Origin of the sequence: Yoonia sediminilitoris (genome assembly GCF_003058085.1) — a bacterium.
Classification (GTDB): domain Bacteria; phylum Pseudomonadota; class Alphaproteobacteria; order Rhodobacterales; family Rhodobacteraceae; genus Yoonia; species Yoonia sediminilitoris.
Window position 1 is genome coordinate 524,347 of the sequence record NZ_QBUD01000001.1, and the last position, 24,772, is coordinate 549,118.

22 protein-coding genes are annotated in these 24,772 nt (G+C 58.4%); 8 read left to right on the forward strand and 14 right to left on the reverse strand.

Annotated elements, in window-relative coordinates; all coding sequences use genetic code 11:
• Positions 1–82: 82 nt before the first annotated feature.
• The 6 genes from C8N45_RS02680 to C8N45_RS02705 are packed head-to-tail and all read left to right on the forward strand — an operon-like array spanning position 83 to position 7,054.
• Complete coding sequence (locus C8N45_RS02680) at positions 83–895, forward strand: TRAP transporter small permease subunit (protein ID WP_108384648.1); 813 nt, start codon at positions 83–85, stop codon at positions 893–895.
• Complete coding sequence (locus C8N45_RS02685) at positions 895–2,490, forward strand: TRAP transporter large permease (protein ID WP_108384649.1); 1,596 nt, start codon at positions 895–897, stop codon at positions 2,488–2,490. Before C8N45_RS02680 ends, C8N45_RS02685 begins: the two co-directional genes overlap by 1 nt.
• 7 nt (positions 2,491–2,497) lie before the next feature.
• The gene (locus tag C8N45_RS02690) at positions 2,498–3,538 is read left to right on the forward strand and encodes a Gfo/Idh/MocA family protein (RefSeq protein WP_108384650.1); all 1,041 of its coding nucleotides are present in this window, start codon (positions 2,498–2,500) and stop codon (positions 3,536–3,538) included.
• Positions 3,535–4,455, forward strand: coding sequence for a DMT family transporter (locus C8N45_RS02695; RefSeq protein ID WP_108384651.1), 921 nt, complete (start codon positions 3,535–3,537; stop codon positions 4,453–4,455). Before C8N45_RS02690 ends, C8N45_RS02695 begins: the two co-directional genes overlap by 4 nt.
• Positions 4,452–5,798 carry a four-carbon acid sugar kinase family protein gene (locus C8N45_RS02700; RefSeq protein WP_108384652.1) on the forward strand — a complete coding sequence of 449 codons (1,347 nt, stop codon included), beginning with the start codon at positions 4,452–4,454 and terminating at the stop codon, positions 5,796–5,798. The genes C8N45_RS02695 and C8N45_RS02700 overlap by 4 nt, the downstream gene beginning before the upstream one ends.
• Entirely contained in the window at positions 5,795–7,054 is a 1,260-nt protein-coding gene (locus tag C8N45_RS02705) for a ribulose-bisphosphate carboxylase large subunit family protein (RefSeq protein ID WP_108384653.1), read from the forward strand. The genes C8N45_RS02700 and C8N45_RS02705 overlap by 4 nt, the downstream gene beginning before the upstream one ends.
• Here C8N45_RS02705 and denD read toward each other — a convergent pair.
• Both denD and C8N45_RS02715 read right to left on the reverse strand, forming a co-directional pair.
• Positions 7,051–8,016: a D-erythronate dehydrogenase gene (gene denD, locus C8N45_RS02710; protein ID WP_108384654.1), complete on the reverse strand. Its 966-nt coding sequence runs from the start codon at positions 8,014–8,016 to the stop codon at positions 7,051–7,053. The two genes, C8N45_RS02705 and denD, sit on opposite strands and share 4 nt — an antisense overlap.
• Positions 8,017–8,050: 34 nt before the next feature.
• The gene (locus C8N45_RS02715) at positions 8,051–8,650 is read right to left on the reverse strand and encodes a LysE family translocator (RefSeq protein WP_108385123.1); all 600 of its coding nucleotides are present in this window, start codon (positions 8,648–8,650) and stop codon (positions 8,051–8,053) included.
• A gap of 186 nt (positions 8,651–8,836) precedes the next feature.
• Between C8N45_RS02715 and C8N45_RS02720 the strand changes: the two genes are divergently transcribed.
• Positions 8,837–9,799, forward strand: coding sequence for an NAD(P)-dependent oxidoreductase (locus tag C8N45_RS02720; RefSeq protein ID WP_258792996.1), 963 nt, complete (start codon positions 8,837–8,839; stop codon positions 9,797–9,799).
• 81 nt (positions 9,800–9,880) lie between these two features.
• On the opposite strand, the gene C8N45_RS24000 is transcribed toward C8N45_RS02720, so the two are convergent.
• The 7 genes from C8N45_RS24000 to C8N45_RS02755 form a co-directional block, all read right to left on the reverse strand.
• Positions 9,881–10,069, reverse strand: coding sequence for a VOC family protein (locus C8N45_RS24000; protein ID WP_309498443.1), 189 nt, complete (start codon positions 10,067–10,069; stop codon positions 9,881–9,883).
• Between the two features lie 327 nt (positions 10,070–10,396).
• Complete coding sequence (locus C8N45_RS02730; RefSeq protein WP_108384655.1) at positions 10,397–10,978, reverse strand: c-type cytochrome; 582 nt, start codon at positions 10,976–10,978, stop codon at positions 10,397–10,399.
• Positions 10,975–12,231, reverse strand: coding sequence for a PQQ-dependent sugar dehydrogenase (locus C8N45_RS02735; RefSeq protein WP_108384656.1), 1,257 nt, complete (start codon positions 12,229–12,231; stop codon positions 10,975–10,977). The genes C8N45_RS02730 and C8N45_RS02735 overlap by 4 nt, the downstream gene beginning before the upstream one ends.
• Positions 12,232–12,288: 57 nt before the next feature.
• Positions 12,289–13,860 carry a GMC family oxidoreductase gene (locus C8N45_RS02740; RefSeq protein ID WP_108384657.1) on the reverse strand — a complete coding sequence of 524 codons (1,572 nt, stop codon included), beginning with the start codon at positions 13,858–13,860 and terminating at the stop codon, positions 12,289–12,291.
• A gap of 15 nt (positions 13,861–13,875) precedes the next feature.
• Positions 13,876–14,400 (reverse strand): twin-arginine translocation signal domain-containing protein, encoded by a 525-nt coding sequence (locus C8N45_RS02745; RefSeq protein WP_108385125.1) that lies wholly within the window; start codon positions 14,398–14,400, stop codon positions 13,876–13,878.
• 20 nt (positions 14,401–14,420) lie between these two features.
• Positions 14,421–14,816 carry a VOC family protein gene (locus tag C8N45_RS02750; RefSeq protein ID WP_108384658.1) on the reverse strand — a complete coding sequence of 132 codons (396 nt, stop codon included), beginning with the start codon at positions 14,814–14,816 and terminating at the stop codon, positions 14,421–14,423.
• Between the two features lie 110 nt (positions 14,817–14,926).
• Positions 14,927–15,220 carry a ribbon-helix-helix domain-containing protein gene (locus C8N45_RS02755; protein ID WP_108384659.1) on the reverse strand — a complete coding sequence of 98 codons (294 nt, stop codon included), beginning with the start codon at positions 15,218–15,220 and terminating at the stop codon, positions 14,927–14,929.
• A 159-nt stretch (positions 15,221–15,379) separates the two neighbouring features.
• Here C8N45_RS02755 and C8N45_RS02760 point away from each other — a divergent pair, with 159 nt between their 5' ends.
• Complete coding sequence (locus tag C8N45_RS02760; RefSeq protein ID WP_108384660.1) at positions 15,380–16,060, forward strand: GntR family transcriptional regulator; 681 nt, start codon at positions 15,380–15,382, stop codon at positions 16,058–16,060.
• Here C8N45_RS02760 and C8N45_RS02765 read toward each other — a convergent pair.
• The 5 genes from C8N45_RS02765 to glgB are packed head-to-tail and all read right to left on the reverse strand — an operon-like array spanning position 16,053 to position 24,761.
• Entirely contained in the window at positions 16,053–17,684 is a 1,632-nt protein-coding gene (locus C8N45_RS02765) for an alpha-D-glucose phosphate-specific phosphoglucomutase (protein ID WP_108384661.1), read from the reverse strand. The genes C8N45_RS02760 and C8N45_RS02765 overlap by 8 nt on opposite strands.
• A 35-nt stretch (positions 17,685–17,719) precedes the next feature.
• Positions 17,720–19,822 carry a glycogen debranching protein GlgX gene (gene glgX, locus C8N45_RS02770; protein WP_108384662.1) on the reverse strand — a complete coding sequence of 701 codons (2,103 nt, stop codon included), beginning with the start codon at positions 19,820–19,822 and terminating at the stop codon, positions 17,720–17,722.
• Positions 19,823–19,830: 8 nt separating this feature from the next.
• Positions 19,831–21,267: a glycogen synthase GlgA gene (gene glgA, locus C8N45_RS02775; protein ID WP_108384663.1), complete on the reverse strand. Its 1,437-nt coding sequence runs from the start codon at positions 21,265–21,267 to the stop codon at positions 19,831–19,833.
• Position 21,268: 1 nt separating this feature from the next.
• Positions 21,269–22,528 carry a glucose-1-phosphate adenylyltransferase gene (gene glgC, locus C8N45_RS02780; protein ID WP_108384664.1) on the reverse strand — a complete coding sequence of 420 codons (1,260 nt, stop codon included), beginning with the start codon at positions 22,526–22,528 and terminating at the stop codon, positions 21,269–21,271.
• A gap of 34 nt (positions 22,529–22,562) precedes the next feature.
• Positions 22,563–24,761 (reverse strand): 1,4-alpha-glucan branching protein GlgB, encoded by a 2,199-nt coding sequence (gene glgB, locus C8N45_RS02785; RefSeq protein ID WP_108384665.1) that lies wholly within the window; start codon positions 24,759–24,761, stop codon positions 22,563–22,565.
• Positions 24,762–24,772: the final 11 nt, after the last annotated feature.

Here is a 24,772-nt window from a genome sequence, read left to right on the forward strand (position 1 = left end):
ATGACAGCTAGGCGGGCCTGATTTGGGCCCGCCTTTCCTAACCGGGCGTACCGTCCGGGAGTGGCATGAGGGGAGGCATGTGATGCAGGGTAATTCGCTTTTTCTGGGGCGACTGCGCGGACCAATCAAGAGCGCGATGATCTTGTTCATCGGTCTGACGCTGGTGTTGTACGCCTATCTGGTCGGCCAGCGGATCCTTTCGGAAGAGTCCTATGGCATGTTCGAAATGATCCGGCCTGCGGGGCGGCCTTTGGTGCAGGTTATGCTTGCATCACTTTCGGCGGCGCTGATCTTTGCGTCCCTGTTCCTGTCTGACACCAAAGGCGCCATCGAGACGCCGCCCGACGGCTTTTTTGACCTTGTGTCGGTGATACTTGGCCGGCTCGCCATGATCATGACCGCGTTTATTGTGCTGGTTATGTTTTATGAAGTTGTCTCTCGTTACGTCTTTTCGCGACCGACCCTGTGGGCGAATGAATTGTCGCTTTGGATCGCTTGCTTTGTCTTCCTGCTGGCCGGGCTTTACGCCATGCAGCAGCGCAGTCATATCCGGATTTACATCATCTACGACATGATGCCGTGGTGGGCGCAAAAGGCCTCTGATATGATCTCAGTCCTGCTGATCGTCGGATTCACCTTTGCGCTGGTCTGGGGCGGCTACACCGATGCCGAAAACCGCTTTATGCGGATGGAGACATTCGGCACCGCATGGGATCCACCAATTCCGGGGATCGTCAAACCCGCACTTTTGATCATCATTGTGCTGGTCTGCATTCAGGCGGTATCGAACCTGATTGCCGACTGGAACAAAGTGCCTGAATCGCACACGCCCGCGGACGAAATCGACGAGGTCGAGATCGAAAATATCCGTCGCACGCTTGAGGACAAGAACTGATGGTCGATATTGGTACACTTTCACTTATCATTCTTTTGTCCATGTTTGCCTTGCTCGCCATCGGGATGCCCCTTGGCTTTGCATCTGCCTTTCTGGCGGTCGTCACGCTTTCCCTGAAGTTCCCCCCCGATCTGCTGTGGGGTGATTTCGGGCGCGGTCCGCTGTCTGTGCTGGGGCAGGCGGTCTACCGGCAATTGACCAATTATGTGCTGATTTCGGTGCCGCTTTTCATCTTTATGGCGGCCCTGCTGGAACGGTCGGGCATTGCGCGCGACATGTATTCGTCGCTGAACGTCTGGATGAGCAGAACGCGCGGCGGGATTGCGATTGTGACATCCATCATGGCGGTGATCATGGCCGCGATGTCCGGCATCATTGGTGGAGAGGTCGTCTTGCTGGGACTGATCGCGCTGCCGCAAATGCTGCGCCTTGGCTATGACCGCAACCTTGCCATCGGGACTATCTGCGCATCAGGGTCACTGGGCACCATGATCCCGCCATCGATCGTTCTGATCTTTTACGGGTTGGTCACGGAAACCTCGATCAAGGCGCTGTTTACAGCGTCCTTCCTGCCGGGTTTCATGCTGGCAACCTTCTTTATTCTCTATATTGTCATCCGTACCCGGATGAACCATTCGCTTGCCCCTTTACCAGAGCCTGTTCCGGGAGAGGCCGAAGGCCGCGAGAAAAGCCTGATGTTTCTTGGATTCCTGTCGCGCTTTTTCATGTGGGTAACGGGCGTGTTGCTTTTGCGGGCCCTGTTTTTCACGGCGACCGGCGACAATGCCATCCGCGAAGGGCAAGATCCCATTCCACTTGGCATGGTGGCTGACATTCCGTGGATCATCGGCGCATTTGTTATCTTTACCGTGATCGTCTTTGCGATCGTCGGACGAGAGCGCACCGCGCGTGGCTGGGAAATGGGCAAGGGGCTGATTGCGCCCATTGTTGTGATCGGCGTTGTTCTGGGCTCGATCTATGGCGGTATCACCGGCATCACCGAAGCCGCAGGTATGGGGGTGATCGCGGTCTTTACCATTGGCATGATCCGCCGCGAAATGACCTTTGAAATCGTCTGGGACAGTCTGATCCGCACGCTGAAATCCACCGGCACGATCATCTGGGTGACAATTGGCGCCGCAGCCCTTGCCGCTGCTTATACGCTGGTCGGCGGGCCGACTTTTGTGGCGAACCTGATCGTGGGTGCGGACATGCCAACAATGGGAATCATTCTGGTGATGATGCTGGTGTTCCTGATCATGGGCATGTTCATGGACTGGGTTGGTATCGTGCTGCTGATCATGCCGGTTTTCCTGCCCATCGTCGTGCGCCTGCCTGCCGAAGAAATCGGCTTTCTGGGCAGCGTCGATGCGCGTTACATTCCGATCTGGTTCGGGGTTGTGTTCTGTATGAACATGCAGGTCAGCTTCCTTTCGCCGCCCTTTGGTCCGGCGGCCTTCTACCTCAAGTCCGTGGCCCCGCCCGAGATTTCGCTGACGGATATCTTCCGTGGGTTCCTGCCATTCATTGCGCTGCAACTGTGTGCATTGTCGGTGCTTCTGATCTGGCCGCCGATCATTACGCTCTTCCTCTGAGCGGCTGATGGGGGCACCGCTTGCGATATGCGTTGTGGGGGGCGGTTCGATAGGGATGCGCCATATCGGCTGCGCGCAGGCCTCGGACCTTGTGCGCCTTTCGGCGGTGGTCGAGGCCGACGCGGCCCGTCGCGATGCGCTGGCTGCCATGGGCCTGCCTGTTGTAGCAGACATTGATGCGGTCCCGGCAGACACCAAAGCCGCGGTGATCGCAACCCCAACGCCCAACCATGCGCAGGTTGGGCTGGATTGTCTTGCAAAGGGTTGGGGCGTTCTGGTTGAAAAGCCGCTGACCGAAACATTGGCGGATGCGGATTTGCTTTGCGCACGGGCCGCAGCTTTGGGCCTGCCGCTTGTGGCGGGTCATCATCGCCGCTGCCACCCGTTTGTCGCGCACGCCCGGACCCGGTTGCAGGACATTGGCGATATGGTCGCGGTGCAGGGGATCTGGGCGCTGCGCAAGCACGACAGCTACTATGATGTTGCATGGCGCCGCGCGCCGGGGGCGGGGCCGATCCTGACCAACCTGAGCCACGAAATTGATTTGCTGCACTGTCTGGCGGGGCCCATCACCGAAGTCACGGCGATGAACAGCAATGCGACCCGCGGCTTTGCGGTTGAGGACACGTCAGCCATTTCCCTGCGGTTCGCCAGCGGCGCGCTGGGGACTTTCATTCTGTCGGATGCGGGGGTATCGCCATGGGCGTTCGAGGCCGCAACCGGCGAAAACCCCGCCATTGCCGTGCGGGGTGAAGACCCGTTGCGGTTTATCGGCACGGCAGGCGCGCTGTCCTTTCCGACACTGCAGATGTGGAAAGGTGACGGGCAGGCGGCCCCCGACTGGCAGCATCCCTTGAACAAGATCGCAGCACCCGAACTGCCCCGCGTTGACGCAATCGCCGAGCAGCTTGACCGCTTTGCCGCTGTGGTTGGCGGCGCAGAGGATGATCTGATCGCAACCGGTGACGACGGACGGCGGACAATGCAGGTGCTTGATGCGATCCACAAGGCCGCGCACACCGGACAATCGCAAGCGATCAGCCCATGAAGCAGCTTGTCGCCCCGCGCGAGGAACGCACAGCCGTGGGGCTTTTCGCGATGGCGGGCGCTGTGTTTTTCTTTACGCTGATCGATACTTCGGCCAAATGGCTGGTGATGGCCGGACTGCCAGCCATTCAGGTGGTTTTCGTGCGCTACCTTGTCCATCTGTTGATGTCTCTGGCTGTTTTTCTGCCGCGCGACGGGTTTGCGGCCTTGCGCTCAAACGCGCCCAAGCGGCAGGCCCTGCGTTCGCTTTTTTTGTTTTGCAGTACGGCGCTTAATTTCACGGCCCTGAAATACCTGCCGATAACAGTGACCACGACAATCATGTTTGCGGGTCCCATCGTGGTGACGCTGCTGGCCATCCCCATTTTGGGCGAACGGGTCGGATGGCACCGGATTATGGCGGTTTGCGTCGGCTTTGTGGGTGTTGTGCTTGTCATGCAGCCATGGGGTGTGGGGTTTCATCCGGCCATGTTCCTCAACATCGGCGCGCTCTGTCTGGCCGCGCTCTATTTTGTGATGACGCGACTTCTGGCGGGGGTCGAAAGCAACGCGACCAGCCAAATCTGGGCATCGGGGCTTGCGGCCATTTGCTTGCTGCCTTTCGCGCTGACACAATGGGGTTGGCCGGGAACCGCCGCTGACTGGGCATTTTTCCTTCTCATCGGGATATTTGGCGGCAGTGGACATATTCTGGCGACGGCGGCACACCGTATGGCTGATGCATCCATTCTGGCACCAGTTGTCTATATCCAGATTTTCCTCGCGTCCTTGGCGGGGATCGTCTTTTTTGGCACATGGCCCACTATTTGGACGCTCGGAGGTGGGCTGATCATTATCGCGGCTGGAATCTATATCTGGCATCGCGAACGTCATAACAAAGTCTCCACCGCGACTATCGCAAAGATCACGCCAAAATGACAAAGCCGGTGCCAGACCCGCTGTTGGCCTGGCTCGGTGATGACTTCACCGGTGCGGCGGCTGTGATGGAGGTGCTTGCCTTTGCGGGTTTGCCTGCGGTCTTGTTCCTCAAGCCACCATCGCCTGACCGGTTGGCGGCCTTTCCGGGCATGCGCGGCATCGGGGTTGCATCCATGGCCCGCACGCGGTCGCCTGCGTGGATGGATGAAAACCTGCCCGACATATTCGCTTTGCTGGCGGATACGGGGGCGGAATTCGTGCAGTACAAGATCTGTTCAACGCTGGATTCAGCCCCGCATATCGGGTCTGTCGGACGCGCCATGGATATCGGCGCGGCACGCTTTGGACCTGCCGCCATTCCCATTCTCGTGGCCGCCCCTAAAATGCGCCGCTATCAGGCTTTTGGCCAGCTCTTCGCAGGCACTGATGCTGGCGTGTTCCGGCTGGACCGCCACCCGGTCATGGCACGCCATCCCGTCACCCCCATGACCGAAGCGGATGTTGCGCGCCACCTGCAAGCGCAAACGGATATGCCCGTTACTTGTCTGGATATTGAGGCGCTGGCCGATCCGGTCCGTGCCGATGTGTCCCTTGTTGCGGGGCATGGCGTCACGATTGATCAGATGACACCGGCTGATGTCGCTGCCGCCGGGCGGTTGTTGTGGGACCACAGGGAGACGCACCGGTTTGTCGTGGGATCGCAGGGCATCGCCTATGCACTGGTCGCGCATTTGCGTCACTTGGGAATTTTGCCCGCTGAAATCCCGGTGGCGGGCATCGCGGGGGCCAATCGTATGGCGGTCGTGTCAGGGTCAGTCTCGTCCACCACACAAAATCAGATCGACTGGGCGCGTGGCAACGGGTTTGCCTGCATTCCGTTTGATGCTGTGTCATTGTGTGGCGACGGCCCGGATGCTGCCGACGCGCAGGCGATGGCCATCAAGACCGGATTGTGCGCGATAGAACAAGGGCAGGTGCCGTTGATCTATACTGCGTCGGGGCCTGACGACCCTGCGGTCGCACGGCTGCGCGCGGCAGCGGGCGATGCTTTGTCAGCGGTGAACGACAGGATTGGTCAGGCACTTGGGCGGATCATGTCCGCCATAGTACAGCAGGGGCAACTCGACCGAGTGGTCGTGTCTGGCGGCGACACATCGGGCCATGTTTGCCAGGCCTTGGGAATTGACGCGCTCTCGGCGGTTGCGCCGACCATTCCGGGGGCTGCGATCTGCAGGGCGCATGGAACAGGCCCAATCAATGGGCTGACGGTGGCACTCAAGGGTGGGCAAATGGGCAGCCACGACTATTTCGGCTGGGTTCAGGCCGGAGGAGGTACCAGATGACACGTTTGCAAGCCACATATGACATCGAAAGCCCGGTAGGCGTGGCGCAAGCCGCTGCCGTGCTGGCGGGCGAACAATCAACCGGCACCTTCATCAGGCTAGCCGCCGAGACCGACAGCCTGCGCGACCGGGCCGCGGCACGGGTCGAAGCGGTCACAATCACGGGCAAATCGGATCACCCCGCACTACCGTGCCGCCTTTCGGCTGACTGCTATGAACAGGGCACAGTCACGATCAGCTGGCCGGTCGATACATTCGGTGCGTCACTCCCCAACATACTGGCGACCATTGCGGGCAATCTGTTCGAGTTGGCCGAAGTGTCCGCCATTCGGCTGGTATCGCTGGACGTGCCCGATAGCATTGCCGCAGCACTGCCCGGCCCGCAGTTTGGTATCACCGGCAGCCGCCGCCTGATGGGGGTCGATACCGGCCCGATGATTGGAACGATCATCAAACCCAGCGTGGGGCTAAGCGCAGATGAGACCGCAGAACTGGCCAAAAATCTGGCGCTGGCGGGCATTGATTTCATCAAGGACGATGAGTTGCAGGGCAATGGCCCCGCCTGTCCGCTGAAGGACCGGGCCATGGCCGTGATGGGCGCACTTGATGCCGCAGCCCAGAAAACCGGACGCAAGGTGATGTATGCCTTCAACATTACCGACGAAATCACCGACATGTGGCGCCATCTTGAGATGCTTGAAAAACTGGGGGCCACCTGCGCGATGGTGTCGCTCAACTCTATCGGACTGGCTGGCCTGCGCGCCGTGCGCGACCAAAGCCCGCTGCCTGTTCACGCCCACCGAAACGGCTGGGGGCTGATGTCACGGTCCCCGCACATCGGGGTGGCCTATCCGGTCATGCAAAAGCTGTGGCGCATGGCGGGGGCGGACCACCTGCATGTGAACGGGCTTGCCAGCAAATTCACCGAACCTGACAGCGTGGTCGCCGAAGCCGCAGTGTCAGTGCAGGCCCCGGTCAGCGCAGGGCACGCCCAAACCGCGTTGCCTGTCTTTTCATCTGGCCAGACCGCGTGGCAGGTTGGCCCGTCAATGGCATTGCTGGGCAATGACGATTTTCTGTTTTGCGCAGGCGGCGGCATCATGAGCCATCCGGGCGGCCCGGCGGCGGGGATCGCCAGCCTGCGGCAGGCGGCAGAGGCACAAAAGCTGGGGCTGACCCCACATGACTATGCCCGCGACCACCCCGAACTGGCCGCGGCACTGGACAGTTTCAAAGGCGCGGTCAACCGAGGCTAGGCCGCGGGTTTATCGTCTTCCAGATAATAGCGGATATTATCTTCGAAACTGTCGTCTGCGGACAGCCCCAGCGCCTCTGCCCGGTCGGCATGGATGTCCCATTTCCAGCCTGACACGATGCGCTTGACCTCTGGCTGTGCGTCCCAGCGGATAAGTTGGGCGGGGGCGTCGCCTGCGACAGCGGTCATCGCCTCAATCAGTTGCGCAATCGACCAGACCCGCCCCGGCATCTGCATCACGCGGTTTGTGCCAAGGTCCATGGCCTGCAATTCCGCCCCTTTGATCAGGTTTTCCACGCATTTGCGCGGGCTGAGGTAGTAATGCAGAAAGTCGGGAGCGACCGGGCAGATCGCCTCTTGGCCATTCAGGGGCTCGCGCAAGATCGACGACATAAAGCCGGACGCCGCCCGGTTCGGTTTGCCCGGACGGACCGAGATTGTGGGCAACCGGAAGGCGCGCCCATCAACGTAACCCTTGCGGGAATAGTCGTTGATCAGGATTTCTCCGATGGCCTTTTGACCGCCATAGGATGTCTGCGGATTGGGGTAGCTGTGATCGCCCAACGGGTTGGGAATATCGCCGCCATAGACCGCAATGGAAGATGTGAACACGACAACAGGTGCTGTGCCCAGGGCGCGGCACCGTTCCAGCACATTGTAAGTGCCAAACAGGTTGATATTCATGCCCGCCTCAAAATCCTCTTCGGCATGGGCCGACACGATGGCAGCCAACAGGTAGATCACGTCGGTATCGGCCTTGATCAGCTGATTGACAGAGGCCGCATCGGCAATGTCACAGGTTACGGTTTCCACATCAAAGGGGGCGTCCAGACCGGTTGGGTCTTTCACGTCGGCAAGCGTCAGCCGGGTGATTGCATCGCCGCGCAGCGTCCCTTTTGCAGCCAGCGCGTGGGCCAGTTTTTGCCCCACAACGCCACCGCCGCCGATAATCAGAATGTTCATCTCGTGTCCTTTCAGTATTGCTCGCAGGGTGGGGTCATGCTGCCCGCAGCCCCGAAATCAGGGCCAGCGCCACAACGGCCAGCATTGACGCGGCCATGGCATAGTTGATCTTGCGTTGCGCGCTGTCTGACAGGTTCAGCCGATGCAGGCTGGCCCCGGCCCAGAGCCACGCCAGATGGATCGGTATCCAGATTGCGTTGACAATCAGCAGCTTGGTAATCGTTTCATAGGTCAGGTTCTCTGGGGCGTAGGGAAAGCCTGTGAACAGGCTGGTGTTCACCGCATAGGCTTTGGGGTTGATGGCCTGCAAAAGGACACCAGCCCCGATTCCGGGCGCGACGGTTGCGGCAATGAAGGCGATTTTTGAGCCCGCAAAGGCGATGCGTGCGGCCAGATACAGCAGATAAAGCAACGACGCCGCCATCAGCACCCAGCGGATCACCGGAACGGACAGGACAATCGCGGCCAATCCGGTGATAACCCCAAGTGCGACGATGTTGGTCCCCAAGAACAGCCCCGCCACATAGCGAAGCCCTTTGCCAAAACCATATCCCGCACCGACGCCAGCCGTTGACAACACACCCGGTCCGGGTGTTGCAATCAGGAAAAAGACCGCAAGGGCAAAGGTAATCACGGGCAGGACCCCCACGGCATCACGGGATCAAAACACTCTGATCTGGTCGGAAACTGCACAGCGGTCCTTGCATCACTTGATGAATGGTATACCATTTCATCAAGGCCGTTGGCACAAGGTTTGTCAATGCGGAAACGGTCAATTCATAATGCCTGCCGGGCACGGGTATAACCGTGTGGGTGAAATTTGACAGCGGCCCATCACCTGCCCGCGATCAAAAAGGGAAGAGACATGAGCGACATGAAAATCGGCTTTATCGGCGTGGGCTACATGGGCCACGGCATGGCGAAGAACCTTGTTGAAAAGGGCTATCCACTGTGGGTCAAGGCCAACCGCAACCGAGAACCCGTCGATAACCTGGTCGCCAAAGGGGCGACAGAAGTCACGACAGCCAAAGAAATGGCCGCAACCTGTGATGTAATTCATCTGTGCTTGTCAAATTCGCCGCAGGTCGAATCCGTGTTTCGCGGGCCTGACGGCATTCTGGCGGGCGCACGGCCGGGGTTGATCGTGATTGATACCACCACCGCTGATCCAACCTCGACTGCCGCACTCGCCGCAGAACTTGAAGCCAAGGGTGGCACCATCGTTGACGCGCCTCTGGGCCGGACACCGAAGGAAGCCGAAGCCGGAACTCTGGACGCGATGGTGGGCTGCGACGACGCGACATTTGCCAAGGTCAAGCCGATCCTTGACTGCTGGGCAGGCAACATCACCCATGTCGGCCCCACCGGGAGCGGCCACAAGATGAAGCTGTTGATGAACTTCATCTCGATGAGTTATGCCGCCCTTTATGCCGAGGCGACAGTGCTGGGCGCTGCCGTCGGCATCACGCCCTCAAAGGTGCGCGAAGTCATCGGGTCCAGCCGTTTGTCGAACGGTTTCTTTGACACATTCATGACCTATGCCGTGGACCGCGAAGAGGTGCATAAATTCACCATCTCGAACGCGGCGAAAGACCTGCGGTATCTCAATGCCATGGCCGATGATGCCGGTTTGATGACGGTCATGGCGTCGGCGGCCAAACAGTATTTCGCCCATGTCGAGGCATCTGGCAATGGCGGTGACTTTGTGCCCAAAATCACCGACCATGTTGCCCTGCTGAACGGATTGGATATGGAAAAGGAAGCGGCCAAAGGGCGCAGTTGATGTGAACCGTCCCTTTGGCGGGCGTGCTGCCAACAGCAGCTTTTTCCGCTGCAATGGTCTGAAGTGTTTTTTCAAACCTCTCTATGGTAGGTGGCAAACCGCCTCGATGTTGTGTCCGTCAGGGTCCAGAACGAAGGCAGCATAATAATCCGCGTGATAGTGGTGGCGAAGACCCGGCGGGCCATTATCTGTTCCGCCAGCACCTATCGCAGCAGCATGAAAGGCATCCACGTCAGCGCGACATGTCGCCTGAAAGGCAATATGCAGCAACCCGGTTGTCGCATTTTCCTCGGCCAGTCAGAACCATGGGTGATCATCACCGTAGCCCGTCACCTTCACGCTACCGGACTGCTCTTTGGGTACATCAAACAGGCGTTTGATCTCCAAAGGGGTAAAAGTCCGATCATGAAAAGCCGTAGGCCGCCCGAAATCGCTTACTCCAGAAGTAATGTGATCTATCAATTTTTACCCCTCGCTTTTGCACACTGCTTGCGGGCACCGCGCACCGCAATAGGCGAAGGTGCGCGACTTTAGCCCCTGCATTGTGGTGATTGCGGAATAACGCTGCCCTGCGCGCCCAATCGCGGACGCCGGGGGTTAATCCTGCGTCAAGACACTGAACTCGATCGCGGCATACCAAGAGGCAAGCGCGCGGATGTCCTGATCGCTCAACTCTGCGGCAATGTCGGACATGATGTCATGGGTGCGTTTGCCATTGCGAAACGCCTTGAGCTGCGTTTCCAGATAGATCGTCGACTCGCCAGCGAGGTTGGGCACATCAGGTGCGCCCGAAAGCCCGTCGGCGCCATGACAGCTGACGCAGGCCTCGGGTGCGTCCTCCGCTGGCGCGGACAAGACCACCTGCACCTGCTGTTGCGCATACCATGCCGCCAGATTCGCAATCGCCTGATCCGTCAGCCCCCTGGCAACGACGGTCATCATTTCATGTTCGCGCGTGCCCTCCCGAAATGCGGTCAACTGCGCCGTCAGATAGGGCATGGGCTCACCGCCGATATGTGGCGCAATCGGAATTCGTGCAACACCATCACGCCCGTGGCAGGTTTGACACTGCCGGACGAGCTTGCGACCCTCTTCGGGATCACCCGCCAACTTTTCTTGCGCAAGGCCGGCCCCGGCGAGGATAACCCCGCCGAGAGCCAAGAGAATGGGCCTGATCATTCGCTGTAGCTGATGCGATAAAGCGCACCGGCCAAATCATCAGAGACAAGCAGCGAGCCGTCGCGCAATTGCTCTACATCGACGGGGCGGCCAAGATATTCGCCGTTTTCGTCGATCCAGCCTTCGGCAAACGGCTCTGTGCTGGCGTTGCCTTCTTCGTCAATGAAGGTGACCATTACCCGTGCGCCAACTGGCGTTGTCCGGTTCCATGACCCGTGCTGCGCCGAGAAGATGGCGTTTTTGTATTTGTCCGGGAACATGTTGCCCGTGTAGAAACGCATGCCCAGATCGGCGGCGTGGGCAATCGTTTCGGACGCAGGCATCACGACGTCAACCGGCACTTCCTGACCGGCGTATTCGTTGGTGCGTACATCGCCACCGCCATACCAAGGGTGTCCAAAATGCTGGCCCATGGCGGTCTGGTGGTTGATTTCGCCTGGCGGAATATCATCGCCCATACCGTCTACCTGATTGTCCGTGAACCACAGGTCGCCAGTGACTGGATGGTGGTCATGTCCGACCGAGTTGCGCACACCGTATGTATACACCTCGCGGTCGGTCCCGTCCAAATTCATCCGGATGATGCCACCAATACCGACTTCGTTATACAGGTCCAGCTTTTCGGGTGGGGCCACATTGAACGGCTGCCCAAGCGATACATAGAGTTTGCCATCCGGACCAATGTCGCAGACCCGCGCGGTGTGGTTGTAGCTTTCTTCATCCGGCGGAATCAGCTCACCACCGGCGATGATGGGTTCGGCCACCACATCGGGGCTTTCGTAAAAGAACTCTGCGGCGGGGTATTTCAGGATGCGGTTCTGCTCTGCGATGATCAGAAATCCATCGGCGGTAAAGCAGGGCCCGTTCGGGATCGCCTTGGGCAGCGACGGGGCAAAGTTCTTGACCTCGTCTGCGATACGATCCTTGTTGCGGTCGGTCACGGCCCAGACTTCTGTCTTGCGGGTGCCAACGAACGTCACAATCCCTTGTGGGCCGACAGCGATGTGGCGCGCGTCCGGGACAATCGCGTAAAGCTCGATCTTGAAGCCTTCGGGCAGGGTGATGCGTTCCAGCGTCGCCTTGATCCCATCGGCATAATCACCGGTTTGGTCGATATAGGTAAAGTCGGTTGTGCCGACAGTCTTCATCGCGCCAAGTGTTGCAAGGGTATCGGGTGCCTCCTCGGCGTTTTGCGCATTCGCGCCTGTTGCACAAAGACATGCAACGGCAACGGAACTTAATAATCGTTTCATGGTTTTTCTCCCCAAGCGAAAAGCTGCACCCTCGGAAGTGAGGGGGCAGGTGTTTTATCAGATGTTGCCTTGCGACATTTCGCTGGCCAAATGGTCGGCCTGCCGGATCGCCAGTGCGACGATTGTCAGTGTCGGGTTTTCAGCAGCACCCGTTGTGAATTGCGACCCGTCAGAGACATAAAGGTTCGCGATATCATGGGTTTGTCCCCATTTGTTGACGACACCGTCACGCGGATTTTCAGACATCCGGTTGGTGCCAAGGTTATGCGTAGAGGGGTAGGGTGGTGTCGGGAACACACGAGTCGCACCCACGGCCTCATAGACGGCCGCCCCCTGTTGATAGGCGTGGTCACGCATCGCCACATCGTTGGGATGGTCGCTGAAATGTACGTTGGCGACAGGCAGGCCCCATTGGTCGGTCACATCGTGGTTGAGTGTCACGCGGTTGGTTTCCTGTGGCATATCCTCGCCCACGATCCACATGCCCGCCATGTTTTCGTATGAATCCAGCGCAGAGGTAAATTCGCGTCCCCAGCCGCCCGGATCAAGGAAGGCCGCCATGAAGGGCAGACCAAGGGCGAGCGTCTCCAGTTCATATCCGCCGACAAAGCCCCGCGATGGGTCGTGCCGCGCCTCATCCTGTATGATGCCTGCCATCGTTGTCCCGCGCCACATTTTCACCGGCTTGTCGAAGGTCGCATAGACCGACCCGGTCATGTGCCGCATATAGTTGCGCCCGACTTGCCCTGACGAATTGGCCAGCCCATCGGGAAACATGGATGTGGCCGAATTGAGAAGCATGCGCGGGCTTTCAAAGGAATTCCCTGCCACGCAGACCACACGTGCCGCCTGCATGTGCAAATTGCCGTCGCTGTCGAAATATTCGACGCCTGTGACTTTGCCCGCCTCATTATGCAAGATGCGCGCCACATGCGCTTTTTCGCGCACTTCCAGATTGCCTGTTGCTTCGCCTTGGGGGATGTCTGTGTAGGCGGCGGACCATTTCGCCCCCCATTTGCAGCCCTGAAAGCAAAAGCCGGTTTGCTGGCACATGGCCCGGTCGCGGTTTTCGTCCGCATTGATCGCCATGCGGCCGGTGTGGACGTCTTTGTAACCCAGCGCCTTTGCGCCTGCCTCGAACACCTTGTAGTTGTTGTTGCCGGGCAGTCCCGGGCGGTCGCCGGTACGGGTCACGCCCAGCTTGTTTTCGGCCTTGGTGTAGTAGTCGTCCAACTCGCGCGGATCTATCGGCCAATCCAGCAGGCTTGCGCCTTGCACATTGCCATAAGTCGTTTTGGCTTTGAATTCATGGTCCTGAATCCGCAAGCTCGCGCCCGCCCAGTGGGTCGTGGTGCCGCCCACCGCCTTGACGATCCACGCGGGCAGGCCCGAGAAATCCTTTGCCACCCGCCAGTCGCCGGACGTTGTGCGCGGGTCAAGCCATGCCAATTGCCCGAAGCTTTCCCATTCATCATTTACGTAATCCTGTGGCAGGTAACGCCCGCCTGCTTCCAACGCGACAACGCTGATGCCCTTTTGGGCCAGTTCGTTGGCCAGTACGCCACCGCCAGCGCCGGTGCCGATGACGACGACAACGTTGTCGTCGGTAAGTTCAAAGGGTGCCGTCATGATGCATTCCCTCCCTTAAAGCCAGTTGATGTCGTTGAAGCCGCGGTCGATGTAGCCGCCTTGATCAAAAGACGCGCCCTCGTAGCCAAAGATCGGCCAGACTGCCTTTTGGTTATAAAGCCCGGTGACCAGACCACCGCGGATTTGCTGAAAGAACGCGCTGTCTTCCATGCCGCGCAGAATGTCGACGCGGTCACGTTCCCAGCCCATTGCAAGATAGCTTGCGTGCCCCTTGCCCCGAGCGGCGGCATTCAATCCGGCGACCCCGGCTTCGACCATGTCTGCGGTCGTGTCCGCGTCATAGCCTTTCACGGCCACGACATAGAATTCGTCGCCCACCTTGTCATGTGGGTAGATATCGCGCGCCATCTGGACCAGCGTCGCAAAGGTTTCAGGCTTCAGGGTCGTTGTTTCGACGGCCCACGCCGCGTTGGGCGCGGCAAGAAAGCCCGCGCCGACAACGAATGTCGCGCCTGCGGCGGTGCTCCGCGACAACAATTCGCGCCGGGTCAGTCCCTTTGGACCAGTGGTGTCCTGCATCATGTCTCCTCCCCTTGATGTCATTTGAAGCGCCCGCTGCGTTCAAGCACTTCGATCTGGTAGCCGTCCGGGTCCGCCACAAAGAAGAACCGCGCCACAAGCTGACCATCGGGGGCGAACTCCACGATTTTGCGCGGGTTCATCCCTCCTGATGTCAGCCTGTCATGGGACGCCTGAAGGTCATCGACGGAAACGGCCAGATGCCCGTAGCCATCACCCAGATCGTAGGGTTCTGTCCGGTCTTTGTTGATGGTCAATTCCAGCTCGAACGCGATTTCGGCGTTCGACATGTACACAAGCGTGAAATCGGTGAAATCCAGCCGATCCACGACCTGTAAATCAAATGCTGTCTGATAAAAGTCGATCGCGCGCTGTTCTTCCAGCACACGGATCATCATATGTATCGCTTTGGCCAAGGCCCCCTCCAACTTACCCAGCGTTGACTTTTAGCCTAGAGGTTGTTTAGGGCGGGGCTGGTAGTATCAGCTTACTACCCGCAATGATTTTTGGGCCTTATAATGTTGTCCTATTCTGCGGCGATCACTGCGGGGCCACCTGCGGCACGGATTTCAACAAATTTCAGGCATGCGCAGCGCAACAGCGATGTGAAATTGTCCGGTTCCCCACGTTGTTCCAAAACCTCTGCATGAAGTTTCGAGATGAAGGTAGGCGTGGTCACCCCGTCATTTTCTGAAATCTTATCAATAACTTCCCAGAAGGCATTTTCCAGTCTGATACTCGTACTTTGCCCATTCAGGCGCAAACGCCGCGTTGTGCTGGCATATCGTTCAGGGTCTTTTCCGGCAAAAACTTGGCACATCACTACATCCTCCTATTGGCGCATTTGTGGTCAATAGCGCACAGGTTTTCAGCGATTCTCAGTTTGACTATCGTATTTCGTATACGAGACCTAGTCACGAGTCCACACGCAAGAAGGGAGTTGATATACCGGCGCTAGGGCAAAGGAACGAGAAACAAGTTGGATACGATCAAACCAAAACGAACGCTGGTCGAAGAGACATATGACAGGTTGGTCGATGCCATCTGCAATGGTGAATTGTCGCCCGGCGTGCGGCTGAACCAGGACGAGATCGCCGCCAAGCTCAATGTGTCACGGCAGCCTGTGAACAGTGCGATTTCCATCCTCAAGATCAGCGGGCTGGTCGAGGATACCGGCCGCCGCAGCGTCGTTGTCAAACTGTTTGACCCCGGTCTGTTCCGCGCAATCTATGAATACCGTCGGGTGATTGAACCTTTTGCCGTGCGCCTTGCGGGGCCGGTATTGTCTGACAGGCAGCGCGCGCAGGCGGACAAGATCATCGCGGCGGGGCAGAAAGCCATCCAACGCGGGGATTTGCGCTTGTTGGTCTGTGCCGACATGCAGTTTCACGAGATGATCTATGGCTGGTGTGGCAATCAGGTGATCGAAACCTCGATGAAGACCAACTGGCATCACATCCGCCGGTCTATGGCAGAGGTGCTGCGCGAACCTGACGCGGTACAGTCAGTCTGGGACCAACATTCCGAAATCATTGATGCGCTGTTTCAGAAAGAGAATGAAAAAGCCGCGCAAATCATGGAGCAGCATATTGACCACGCCTACGCTTCGGTCACGCAGGCCATGGACATGCATCTTGATCAGGATCTGGGGGTCAGGTAATCACATCCGGTTCTTCCCGGTCGATCACTTGGGTAAGGTCACTGACCGCATAAGCCGCCGCGCGGACATCTTTCAGCGCGTCTTGTGTGTCGCGGTTGATATCGCCGTCCAGACCCGAATATTGCTCAAGATACAGCCGCAAGGTCGCCCCTTGTGTGCCCGTGCCCGACAGCCGGAATACCGCGCGGCCCCCACCGGCAAAGTAAATCCGCACGCCCTGATTTTCGCTGACTGATCCGTCAACGGGGTCGTGATAAGAGAACTCATCTGCTGCGGTGACTTGCAGGTCCGCGAATGTCTGTCCGGCAAGACCGGCAAGTTTTGCGCGCAGGGCCGTCATAAGCTGGTTGGCCTGTTCGGTTGGCACATTCTCAAAATCATAGCGTGAATAATAGTCGCGCCCGTAGGTCTGCCAGTGGTCTGTCACAATCTCGGCCACTGATTGTTTGCGCACCGCGAGAATATTGAGCCATAGCAGAACGGCCCACAGCCCGTCTTTTTCGCGCACATGGTTTGACCCGGTGCCAGCGCTTTCCTCGCCACAGATCGTGACGCGACCGGCGTCCAGCAGGTTGCCGAAGAATTTCCAGCCCGTCGGGGTCTCGAACGCTTCGATCCCAAGCTTTTCCGCCACGCGATCACTGGCTGCACTGGTGGGCATCGAGCGTGCAATGCCTGCGAGCCCGTCCTTGTAGGCGGGGGCCAGATGCGCGTTTGCTGCCAGAATGGCAAGGCTGTCGGACGGGGTGACATAGGCCCCGCGCCCGACAATCATGTTGCGATCGCCGTCGCCATCAGAGGCGGCACCCAAGTCAGGAGCCGCGTCGGACATCATCAGGTTCATCAAATCCTTTGCCCAGATCGGGTTGGGGTCGGGATGGCCTTTGCCAAAGTCCTCAAGCGGGGTGCCGTTCACAACTGTGCCGGATGCAGCACCAAGCGTATCTTCTAGGATCGCACGGGCATAAGGGCCTGTGACCGCATGCATCGCATCAAAACGCATGGTGAAGCCATTCGCAAACAGGGTGCGGATCGCGTCGAAGTCAAAAAGCGTTTCCATCAACGCCTGATAGTCGGCCACGGGATCGACGACGCGCACCAACATATCGTCCAGCTTGGTGTCGCCCGTGGTGCCAAGGTCAATGTCGTGAGTGACAGCAATCTTGTATGCGGCGATGGATTTGGTGGCCTCAAAGATTTTTGCGGTCAGCTTTTCGGGGGCAGGGCCGCCATTTTCACCGTTGAATTTGACGCCGAAATCTTCGTCGATGCCACCGGGATTGTGGCTGGCCGACAGTATAAAACCCCCATCAGTCTTGTTCATGCGGATCAGATTTGATGCAGCTGGCGTGGACAGGATACCGTCGCGCCCGACGATAACCTCAGCCGCACCGTTTGCGGCGGCCATCCGTATGATGACCTGAATAGCCTGACTGTTGAAATAACGCCCGTCACCGCCCACCACGAAACGGCGCCCTTCGCCGCCGCCGATGGCATCAAAGGTGGCTTGAATGAAATTCTCAAGATAGTGCGGCTCCATGAACACGCGGGTTTTCTTGCGCAAGCCAGAGGTGCCGGGCATCTGCCCTGATATCGGGGTCGTCGGGGTGGTCTGAACTGTCATCTTGCGTTCCTCTTTGCGTTTATTCCGGTCTTGCGTCAGGCGGTTGCTTCGTCATCCTTCAGGACAAAGGCCACGACCGTTTCGGGGGCTACGACGGTGTTTGCGTGTTCAAGTTCGCAGAACGGGGCCTGAATGTTCTGTGCTGTATCAATCGCGCGAACCCATGATTGACCATCAGGTGTATCCGGCAAGACGATGGCACCATCTTCGTCGCTGCGGTTGAAAACGATGAAGACAACATCCACGTCCGGCTCGAAATAGGGGGCTTCGGCGGAACAGCGCAGCGTCAGGCAGAAGTTGGCAAGATGCGGATCGCGCCACTCCAGCGGTGCACCGGTAAAGTCCGTCCATTCCACATCCGGGTGACTGTCAAGCGCGCGCGGCGCGCCATGCAAAAAGCGGCTTTGCCGCACGGCAAGGTGATCTTGCCGAAAGCGGGAAAGCTGCTCCACAAAGGTCTGCAAATCATGGTCGGCTTTATCCCAGTTCAGCCAGCCGATGTCATTGTCCTGACAATAGGCATTGTTGTTGCCCTTTTGCGAGTTGGCGAATTCATCCCCTGCCAGCAGCATCGGCGTGCCCTGTGACAGAAACAGCGTCGCCAACATGTTGCGTTGCCGCCGCGTGCGACGGGCGCGGATTTCGGGGTCGTCGGTTTCGCCTTCGACACCGCAATTGTCGCTGTAGTTGGTATGGTGGCCGTCGCGATTGTTTTCGGTGTTGGCCTCATTGTGGCGCTGGGTATAGCGGGTCACATCGGCAAGCGTGAAGCCATCATGAGATGCCAGAAAATTGATCGACGACCAGTTCCGCCGCCCGGCACGGTCAAACGTATCGGCCGACCCCAAAAGGCGCGCCGCCAGTTCCTGTGTGCTGTGCGCATCGTTGCGCCAATAGCGGCGCACGGTGTCGCGGTAGCTGTCGTTCCATTCGGAAAATTCATGCGGGAATTCACCCAGTCGGTATCCGCCGGGGCCGATATCCCACGGTTCTGCGATCATGCGCACCTGGGACAGCACGGGGTCTTGGCGCAGCGCATCAAAGAAGCCGCCGCGCGGGTCAAACCCGTGGTCTTCGCGCCCCAGTGTTGTGGCCAGATCAAAGCGAAAGCCATCGACCCCCATACATTCCACCCAGAACCGCAGACTATCCAGTACCATCCGCAGCACATAAGGGTGCGAGATGTTCAGCGTATTGCCGCAGCCTGTGTCGTTCACGTAATAGCGTGGCTGGCCTGCCGTCAGGCGATAGTAGGATGCATTGTCCAGCCCGCGAAAACACAGGGTCGGCCCGCGCTGGTCACCTTCGGCAGTGTGGTTATAGACCACATCCAGAATGACTTCGATTCCGGCCTTATGCAGCCGGTCAACCATATCGCGGAAACCCTGCAAGCCGTTGGGGCCAAAATAACGCGGCTCAAGCGCGAAAAAGCCGATGGAATTGTAGCCCCAGTAGTTTGTCAGCCCGCGTTTTGTCAAAAACCCATCGTCGACAAAGTTATGGACTGGCAGCAATTCAATTGAATGGACGCCCAGCTTTTGGAGATGCGCAACCATTGCATCACTAGCCAAACCTTCATAAGTGCCACGCAGTTCGGATGGGACGGCGGGGTTGGCCTGTGTCGCCCCCTTTGGATGGGCCTCAAGGATGATGTCACGGTCGCAGTGCCGGTGGCGTCCGTTTTTCATGCCTTCGAAAAGGGCAGGGTCGGACACAACAGATTTCGGCACATAGGGTGCTGAATCGCGCTGATCGAAAGACAGGTCCATGGACGAGGATGCATCGTCATAGCCAAGCGTGGCCGGATCGTTGGACCATGCGCCGTGGATTTCGCGGGTGTAAGGGTCCAACAGCAGCTTGTGCGGATTGAACCGGTGCCCTTGTTCGGGTGCATATTGCCCATGGGCGCGGTAGCCATAAAGCGTGCCGACGGGCAGGCCGGGGACATAGCCGTACCAGATGGGGCCGTTACGTTCGGGCAGGGGCAGCCGCGTCATTTCGCGCTTGCCATCAGGTGAAAACAGGCAAAGGTCAATCTTGGTCGCATGTTCGGAAAACACGGCAAAATTGACACCTTCGCCATCATGGTGGGCACCGATCTGGTGAGATGTGCCGCTGGTGATTTGATATTTGCGCATGCGTCCTGTCAGTCTTGGGCTGCTTCGAATATAGCGCGGTAGGCAGCGGCTGACACATCCCACCCCACAGGGTGCCGCATGGCACGGCGCATCATCGCCGTCCAGTGCTTTGGCTGCCGATAAAGCGCGCAGGTCCTGGCAATGGCATAGCTAAGCATGGCTGCGTTGATCGGGGCAAACTGCACACCTGTCGCGCAGCCCGCTTGCAGGGCCGCGTCATTGGCATCAATCACCGTGTCCGCCAGCCCGCCTGTGCGCGCGACGACCGGCAAGGTGCCATAACGCAACCCATAAAGCTGCGTCAGCCCGCATGGTTCAAAGCGCGACGGGATCAGGATCGCATCGCTGCCACCCTGCATCAGATGCGACAGCGCCTCGTCATAGCCGATGATCGTGCCAACCGCCCCATTGTAGCGGTTGGAGGCATCGATGAAGGCCTTTTCCAGACCCGGCTCGCCCGAGCCAAGCAGGGCCAGTCTGCCGCCTTGATCAACAAGGCCGGGCAGACAGTCGAGCAGCAAATCAAGCCCTTTTTGCGATGTCAGGCGGCTGACCACACAAAAAAGCGGTCCTTCGGAGGGGGTAAGCCCAAAGCGCTTTTCGACTTCGGCGCGGTTTGCGGCTTTGCCTTTGAAGCTGCGGGCAGAGTAGGGGGCAACAAGGTCGGGGTCGGTTTCGGGCGACCAGACATCCAGATCAATCCCGTTCAGAATTCCCACCATGTCGCTGCTGCGACTGGCCAGCAACCCCTCCAGACCCATGCCGAATTCCGGCATCATCAGTTCTGCGGCATAGGTCGGGCTGACGGTGGTGATCTTGTCACACAGTGCCAGTCCGCCTTTGAGAAACCCGATCTTGCCGAAATACTCGACCCCGTCCGGGTGGAACATATCTGCTGTCAGGCCCAAGGCAGCCAGCCGATGCCCTTCGAACAGGCCCTGAAAAGCGATATTGTGGATGGTCATGACAACAGGGGGTGGCTTTGCTGCACCGCTTTGGCGCAGGTAGACAGGCACAAGGCCTGCTTGCCAGTCATGGGCGTTGATCACGTCAGGACGCCATTCTCCGAGGCCATCCAGCCCGATCCGGGCCCCTGCAAAGGACAGCGCGGCAAAGCGCAAATCATTGTCGGGCCAGTCATTGCCGTCCGGTCCCAGATAGATGCTGCCGGGCCTGTCATACAGATGCGCGGCTTCAAGCAGCAACAGGTCAAGCCCCTCTGCCTGCACGGCGACAATACGGGCAGGGCCGCCGAAAAGGTCGGCGAAGTCCATGACCGCCTGACCCTTTGCAACCAAGGGGGCCAAGGCCGGATAAGCCGGGATCAGCACCTTGACACTGACATCCGTTGCAGCCAGCGCCTTGGGAATAGCGCCAATCACATCGGCCAACCCGCCGGTCTTTACGAATGGCGCACATTCCGAGGCAACGAACAGAACGTTCATATCACATATCCAGCTTGTCGATCATGGGTTGGGTGATCAGGCAAATGCCGTTGGCGGTGCGACGGAAGCGTTTGGCATCCAGTTCAGGGTCTTCGCCAACCACCAGTCCTTGTGGGATTTGCACGCCTCGGTCGATGACCGCATTCTTGATCTTTGCGTTGCGGTTGATCTCGACGTAAGGCATCGCGACCACCCCTTCGAGTTCGGAAAAGGAATGTGTGCGCACGCCGGTAAACATCAGGCAGCGATCCAATGTCGAGCCGGAGATGATACAGCCCCCCGACACCATCGACGACACCGCATGGCCTTTGCGCCCCTCTTCGTTGTGAATGAATTTTGCGGGCGGTGTCAGTTCTGAATAGGTCCAGATCGGCCAGGTGTTGTCATAAAGATCCAATTCCGGTTTGAAATCGGTCAGGTCCACATTTGCCTGCCAGAATGCATCGACCGTACCCACATCGCGCCAGTAGGGTTTTTCTTCCAGACCTGACCGCACGCAAGAGCGGCTGAAGGGATGGGCAACAGCTTTGCCCGTTTTGACGATCGCGGGAATGATATCCCCGCCAAAATCATGAGCCGAATTCGGGTTTTCTGCATCCTCACGCAAGAGCTTGCACAGATATTCTGTTTCAAAAACATAAATCCCCATGCTCGCCAGTGCCATATCAGGATGACCGGGCATCGGGGGCGGGTCGGCTGGCTTTTCGACAAAATCAAGAATCTTGTCGTTTTCGTCCACCTTCATGACGCCGAATCCGGTCGCTTCCATACGGGGCACTTCAATGCAGCCGACGGTCACATCCGCACCGCTGTCCACGTGATGTTTGACCATCAGCGAATAGTCCTGCTTGTAAATATGATCCCCTGCCAAAATGATGATATATTTGGGATCATAACCGCGAATGATGTCGATATTCTGCGTGACGGCGTCAGCGGTGCCTTTGTACCAGTTTTCATTGTTCAACTGTTGCGAGGCGGGCAGAATATCCAGCGACTCATTGCGTTCGGCCCGAAAGAAACTCCAGCCGCGCTGCAGGTGCCGGATAAGGGAATGGGCCTTGTACTGTGTGGCGACCCCAATGCGGCGAATGCCGGAATTCACGGCATTCGACAGTGCAAAGTCGATGATCCTGCTTTTGCCGCCGAAATACATCGCCGGCTTGGCGCGTATGTCGGTCAGTTCATAAAGCCGGCTGCCGCGTCCACCTGCCAGAACGAAAGCCATCGTCTGTTGTGCAAGCCTTTGTGATTCATTGTCCATATGTCGTCCTCCCAGAAGTCCCTGTTTTATTTAATTAGTGCGGCTCATCCAATTCAAAGAAGAGCGTTGAAAGGGGGGGAATCGTCAGCAGGATCGAATCCGGCCTGCCGGATGCCGCAATTTGTTCACTGTCAGCAAAACCCATGTTGCCGCGATTGCCTCCCGCGTAGGCCGCCGCATCGGTGTTCAGCTTTTCCACCCAGCGACCGGAATAAGGGACGCCGATCCGGCGCGCGCTACGTTCGATCGGGGTGAAATTGCTGACGACAAGCACGGGCTTGGTCCCATCCTCGCCCTTGCGCACCCATGCATAGATGGATTCCTCTGCCGCGCCTTCTTCGATCCACTCAAATCCGTCTGGCTTGCTATCAAGCTGGTGCAATGCGGGCGTGCTCCGTAGCAGTGCGTTCAAATCACGGATCAGGCTTTGGACCCCACGGTGCTGCGGATGATCCAGCAGGTGCCAGTCGAGACTGCTGTTGTGGTTCCATTCGACCCCTTGCGCGAATTCGCATCCCATGAACAACAGTTTCTTGCCCGGATGCCCCCACATATACCCGTAGTAGGCGCGCAAATTGGCGAACTTGTCATCGCCCGCGCCGGGCATCTTGTCGATCATGGAGCCCTTGCCATGCACAACCTCATCGTGGCTGATCGGCAGCACGAAATTTTCGGTAAAGGCGTAATGCAGGCCAAAGGTCATCTTGTGATGGTGATATTTCCGGTTGATCGGGTCCTCTTGCATATAGGACAGCGTGTCGTTCATCCAGCCCATGTTCCATTTGAACCCAAAGCCAAGCCCGCTTTGATCAACGGGGGCGCTGACACCGGGAAAGGCTGTGGATTCCTCGGCGATGGTCATGATGCCGGGCACTTGCCCATAGGCAATCGTGTTGGTGCGTTGTAAAAATGCGATCGCTTCCAGATTTTCGCGACCGCCATGCACGTTGGGAATCCATTCGCCATCCTTGCGCGAATAGTCGCGGTAAAGCATCGAGGCGACCGCATCGACCCGCAGCGCGTCTACATGATGTTCGCGCAGCCAATAAAGCGCGTTGGCCACAAGGAAATTCGACACCTCGCGCCGCCCATAGTTATAAATCAACGTGTTCCAGTCGGGGTGGAAGCCTTCCTTGCGGTCTGCATATTCAAACAGGGCAGTGCCATCGAAATTGCCAAGCCCGTGAATGTCTTCGGGGAAGTGGCCTGGCACCCAATCAAGGATCAGCCCCAGATCAGCAGCATGGCAGGCCTGCACAAAGGCGCGGAATTCTTCCAGCGTGCCGTGCCGGATGGTGGGCGCATAAAGCCCGATGGGCTGGTAGCCCCACGATCCGTCAAAGGGATATTCCGAGATCGGCATCAGTTCGATATGGGTAAAGCCCATATCCTTGGCGTAGTTCACCAGTTCGGTTGCGTGCTCTTGATAGGACAGCGGGCGGTTGCCGTCCTCTGGCACACGTCGCCACGAGCCCAGATGGACCTCGTAAATTGAAATCGGCTGGTCAATGCGTTGCAGCGCGTCGCGCTTTGCGATCCAGCCTGCATCGGTCCAGTCGTGCCCGTCCAGTTTGCGCACAACTGACGCGGTCTTGGGCGGATGCTCTGCCCCAAAGCCGAAAGGGTCGGCCTTTTGCGGCAGCAGGTTGCCATTGCCATCAAGCAGTTCGTATTTATAGGCCTCGCCGTCGCCCAGACCGGGCATAAAGATTTCCCAGACGCCGGTATGGCCGCGCTGGCGCATCGGATTGCGCCGCCCGTCCCAGCCGTTGAAATCGCCAATGACCGACACGCGCCGCGCATTGGGTGCCCAGACGGCAAAATGCGTGCCTGCAACCCCTTCATGGGTCATCACATGCGCGCCCAGCACTTTCCACAGGTCCAGATGCGCGCCTTCAGAAATCAGATGCTCGTCCAGCGCGCCCAGAACAGGGCCAAAGCGGTAGGGGTCATCCGATTCCCACACATGTGGCCCTTTGGAAAAGCGCAGCCTGTAGGCAAAGGGTTTTTTGCGCCGGGCGGCGATCCCCGCAAAGACCCCAAGCGCATCAGGGACAGGGTCAAGCGCAAGCACCTTGCGCCCGGTCTTGGCGTCCAGAACATCAACGGCTTCTGCTTCGGGGTGGAAAACACGCAGGGTGATCTTGTTATCGATTTGATGGATGCCAAGAACGGAGAACGGGTCAGAATGCGTACCTGTCGAAATCTTTGTTGCGTCTTTCGGATGGATCAACCTGTCGCCCC

Bases quoted from the DNA above. Each gene is read 5' to 3' on its own strand.
- C8N45_RS02680 (WP_108384648.1), top strand. From the start codon at position 83: ATGCAGGGTAATTCGCTTTTTCTGGGGCGACTGCGCGGACCAATCAAG.
- C8N45_RS02685 (WP_108384649.1), top strand. From the start codon at position 895: ATGGTCGATATTGGTACACTTTCACTTATCATTCTTTTGTCCATGTTT.
- C8N45_RS02690 (WP_108384650.1), top strand. From the start codon at position 2,498: ATGGGGGCACCGCTTGCGATATGCGTTGTGGGGGGCGGTTCGATAGGG.
- C8N45_RS02695 (WP_108384651.1), top strand. From the start codon at position 3,535: ATGAAGCAGCTTGTCGCCCCGCGCGAGGAACGCACAGCCGTGGGGCTT.
- C8N45_RS02700 (WP_108384652.1), top strand. From the start codon at position 4,452: ATGACAAAGCCGGTGCCAGACCCGCTGTTGGCCTGGCTCGGTGATGAC.
- C8N45_RS02705 (WP_108384653.1), top strand. From the start codon at position 5,795: ATGACACGTTTGCAAGCCACATATGACATCGAAAGCCCGGTAGGCGTG.
- denD (WP_108384654.1), bottom strand. From the start codon at position 8,016: ATGAACATTCTGATTATCGGCGGCGGTGGCGTTGTGGGGCAAAAACTG.
- C8N45_RS02730 (WP_108384655.1), bottom strand. From the start codon at position 10,978: ATGATCAGGCCCATTCTCTTGGCTCTCGGCGGGGTTATCCTCGCCGGG.
- C8N45_RS02735 (WP_108384656.1), bottom strand. From the start codon at position 12,231: ATGAAACGATTATTAAGTTCCGTTGCCGTTGCATGTCTTTGTGCAACA.
- C8N45_RS02740 (WP_108384657.1), bottom strand. From the start codon at position 13,860: ATGACGGCACCCTTTGAACTTACCGACGACAACGTTGTCGTCGTCATC.
- C8N45_RS02745 (WP_108385125.1), bottom strand. From the start codon at position 14,400: ATGCAGGACACCACTGGTCCAAAGGGACTGACCCGGCGCGAATTGTTG.
- C8N45_RS02755 (WP_108384659.1), bottom strand. From the start codon at position 15,220: ATGTGCCAAGTTTTTGCCGGAAAAGACCCTGAACGATATGCCAGCACA.
- C8N45_RS02765 (WP_108384661.1), bottom strand. From the start codon at position 17,684: ATGACAGTTCAGACCACCCCGACGACCCCGATATCAGGGCAGATGCCC.
- glgX (WP_108384662.1), bottom strand. From the start codon at position 19,822: ATGCGCAAATATCAAATCACCAGCGGCACATCTCACCAGATCGGTGCC.
- glgA (WP_108384663.1), bottom strand. From the start codon at position 21,267: ATGAACGTTCTGTTCGTTGCCTCGGAATGTGCGCCATTCGTAAAGACC.
- glgC (WP_108384664.1), bottom strand. From the start codon at position 22,528: ATGGACAATGAATCACAAAGGCTTGCACAACAGACGATGGCTTTCGTT.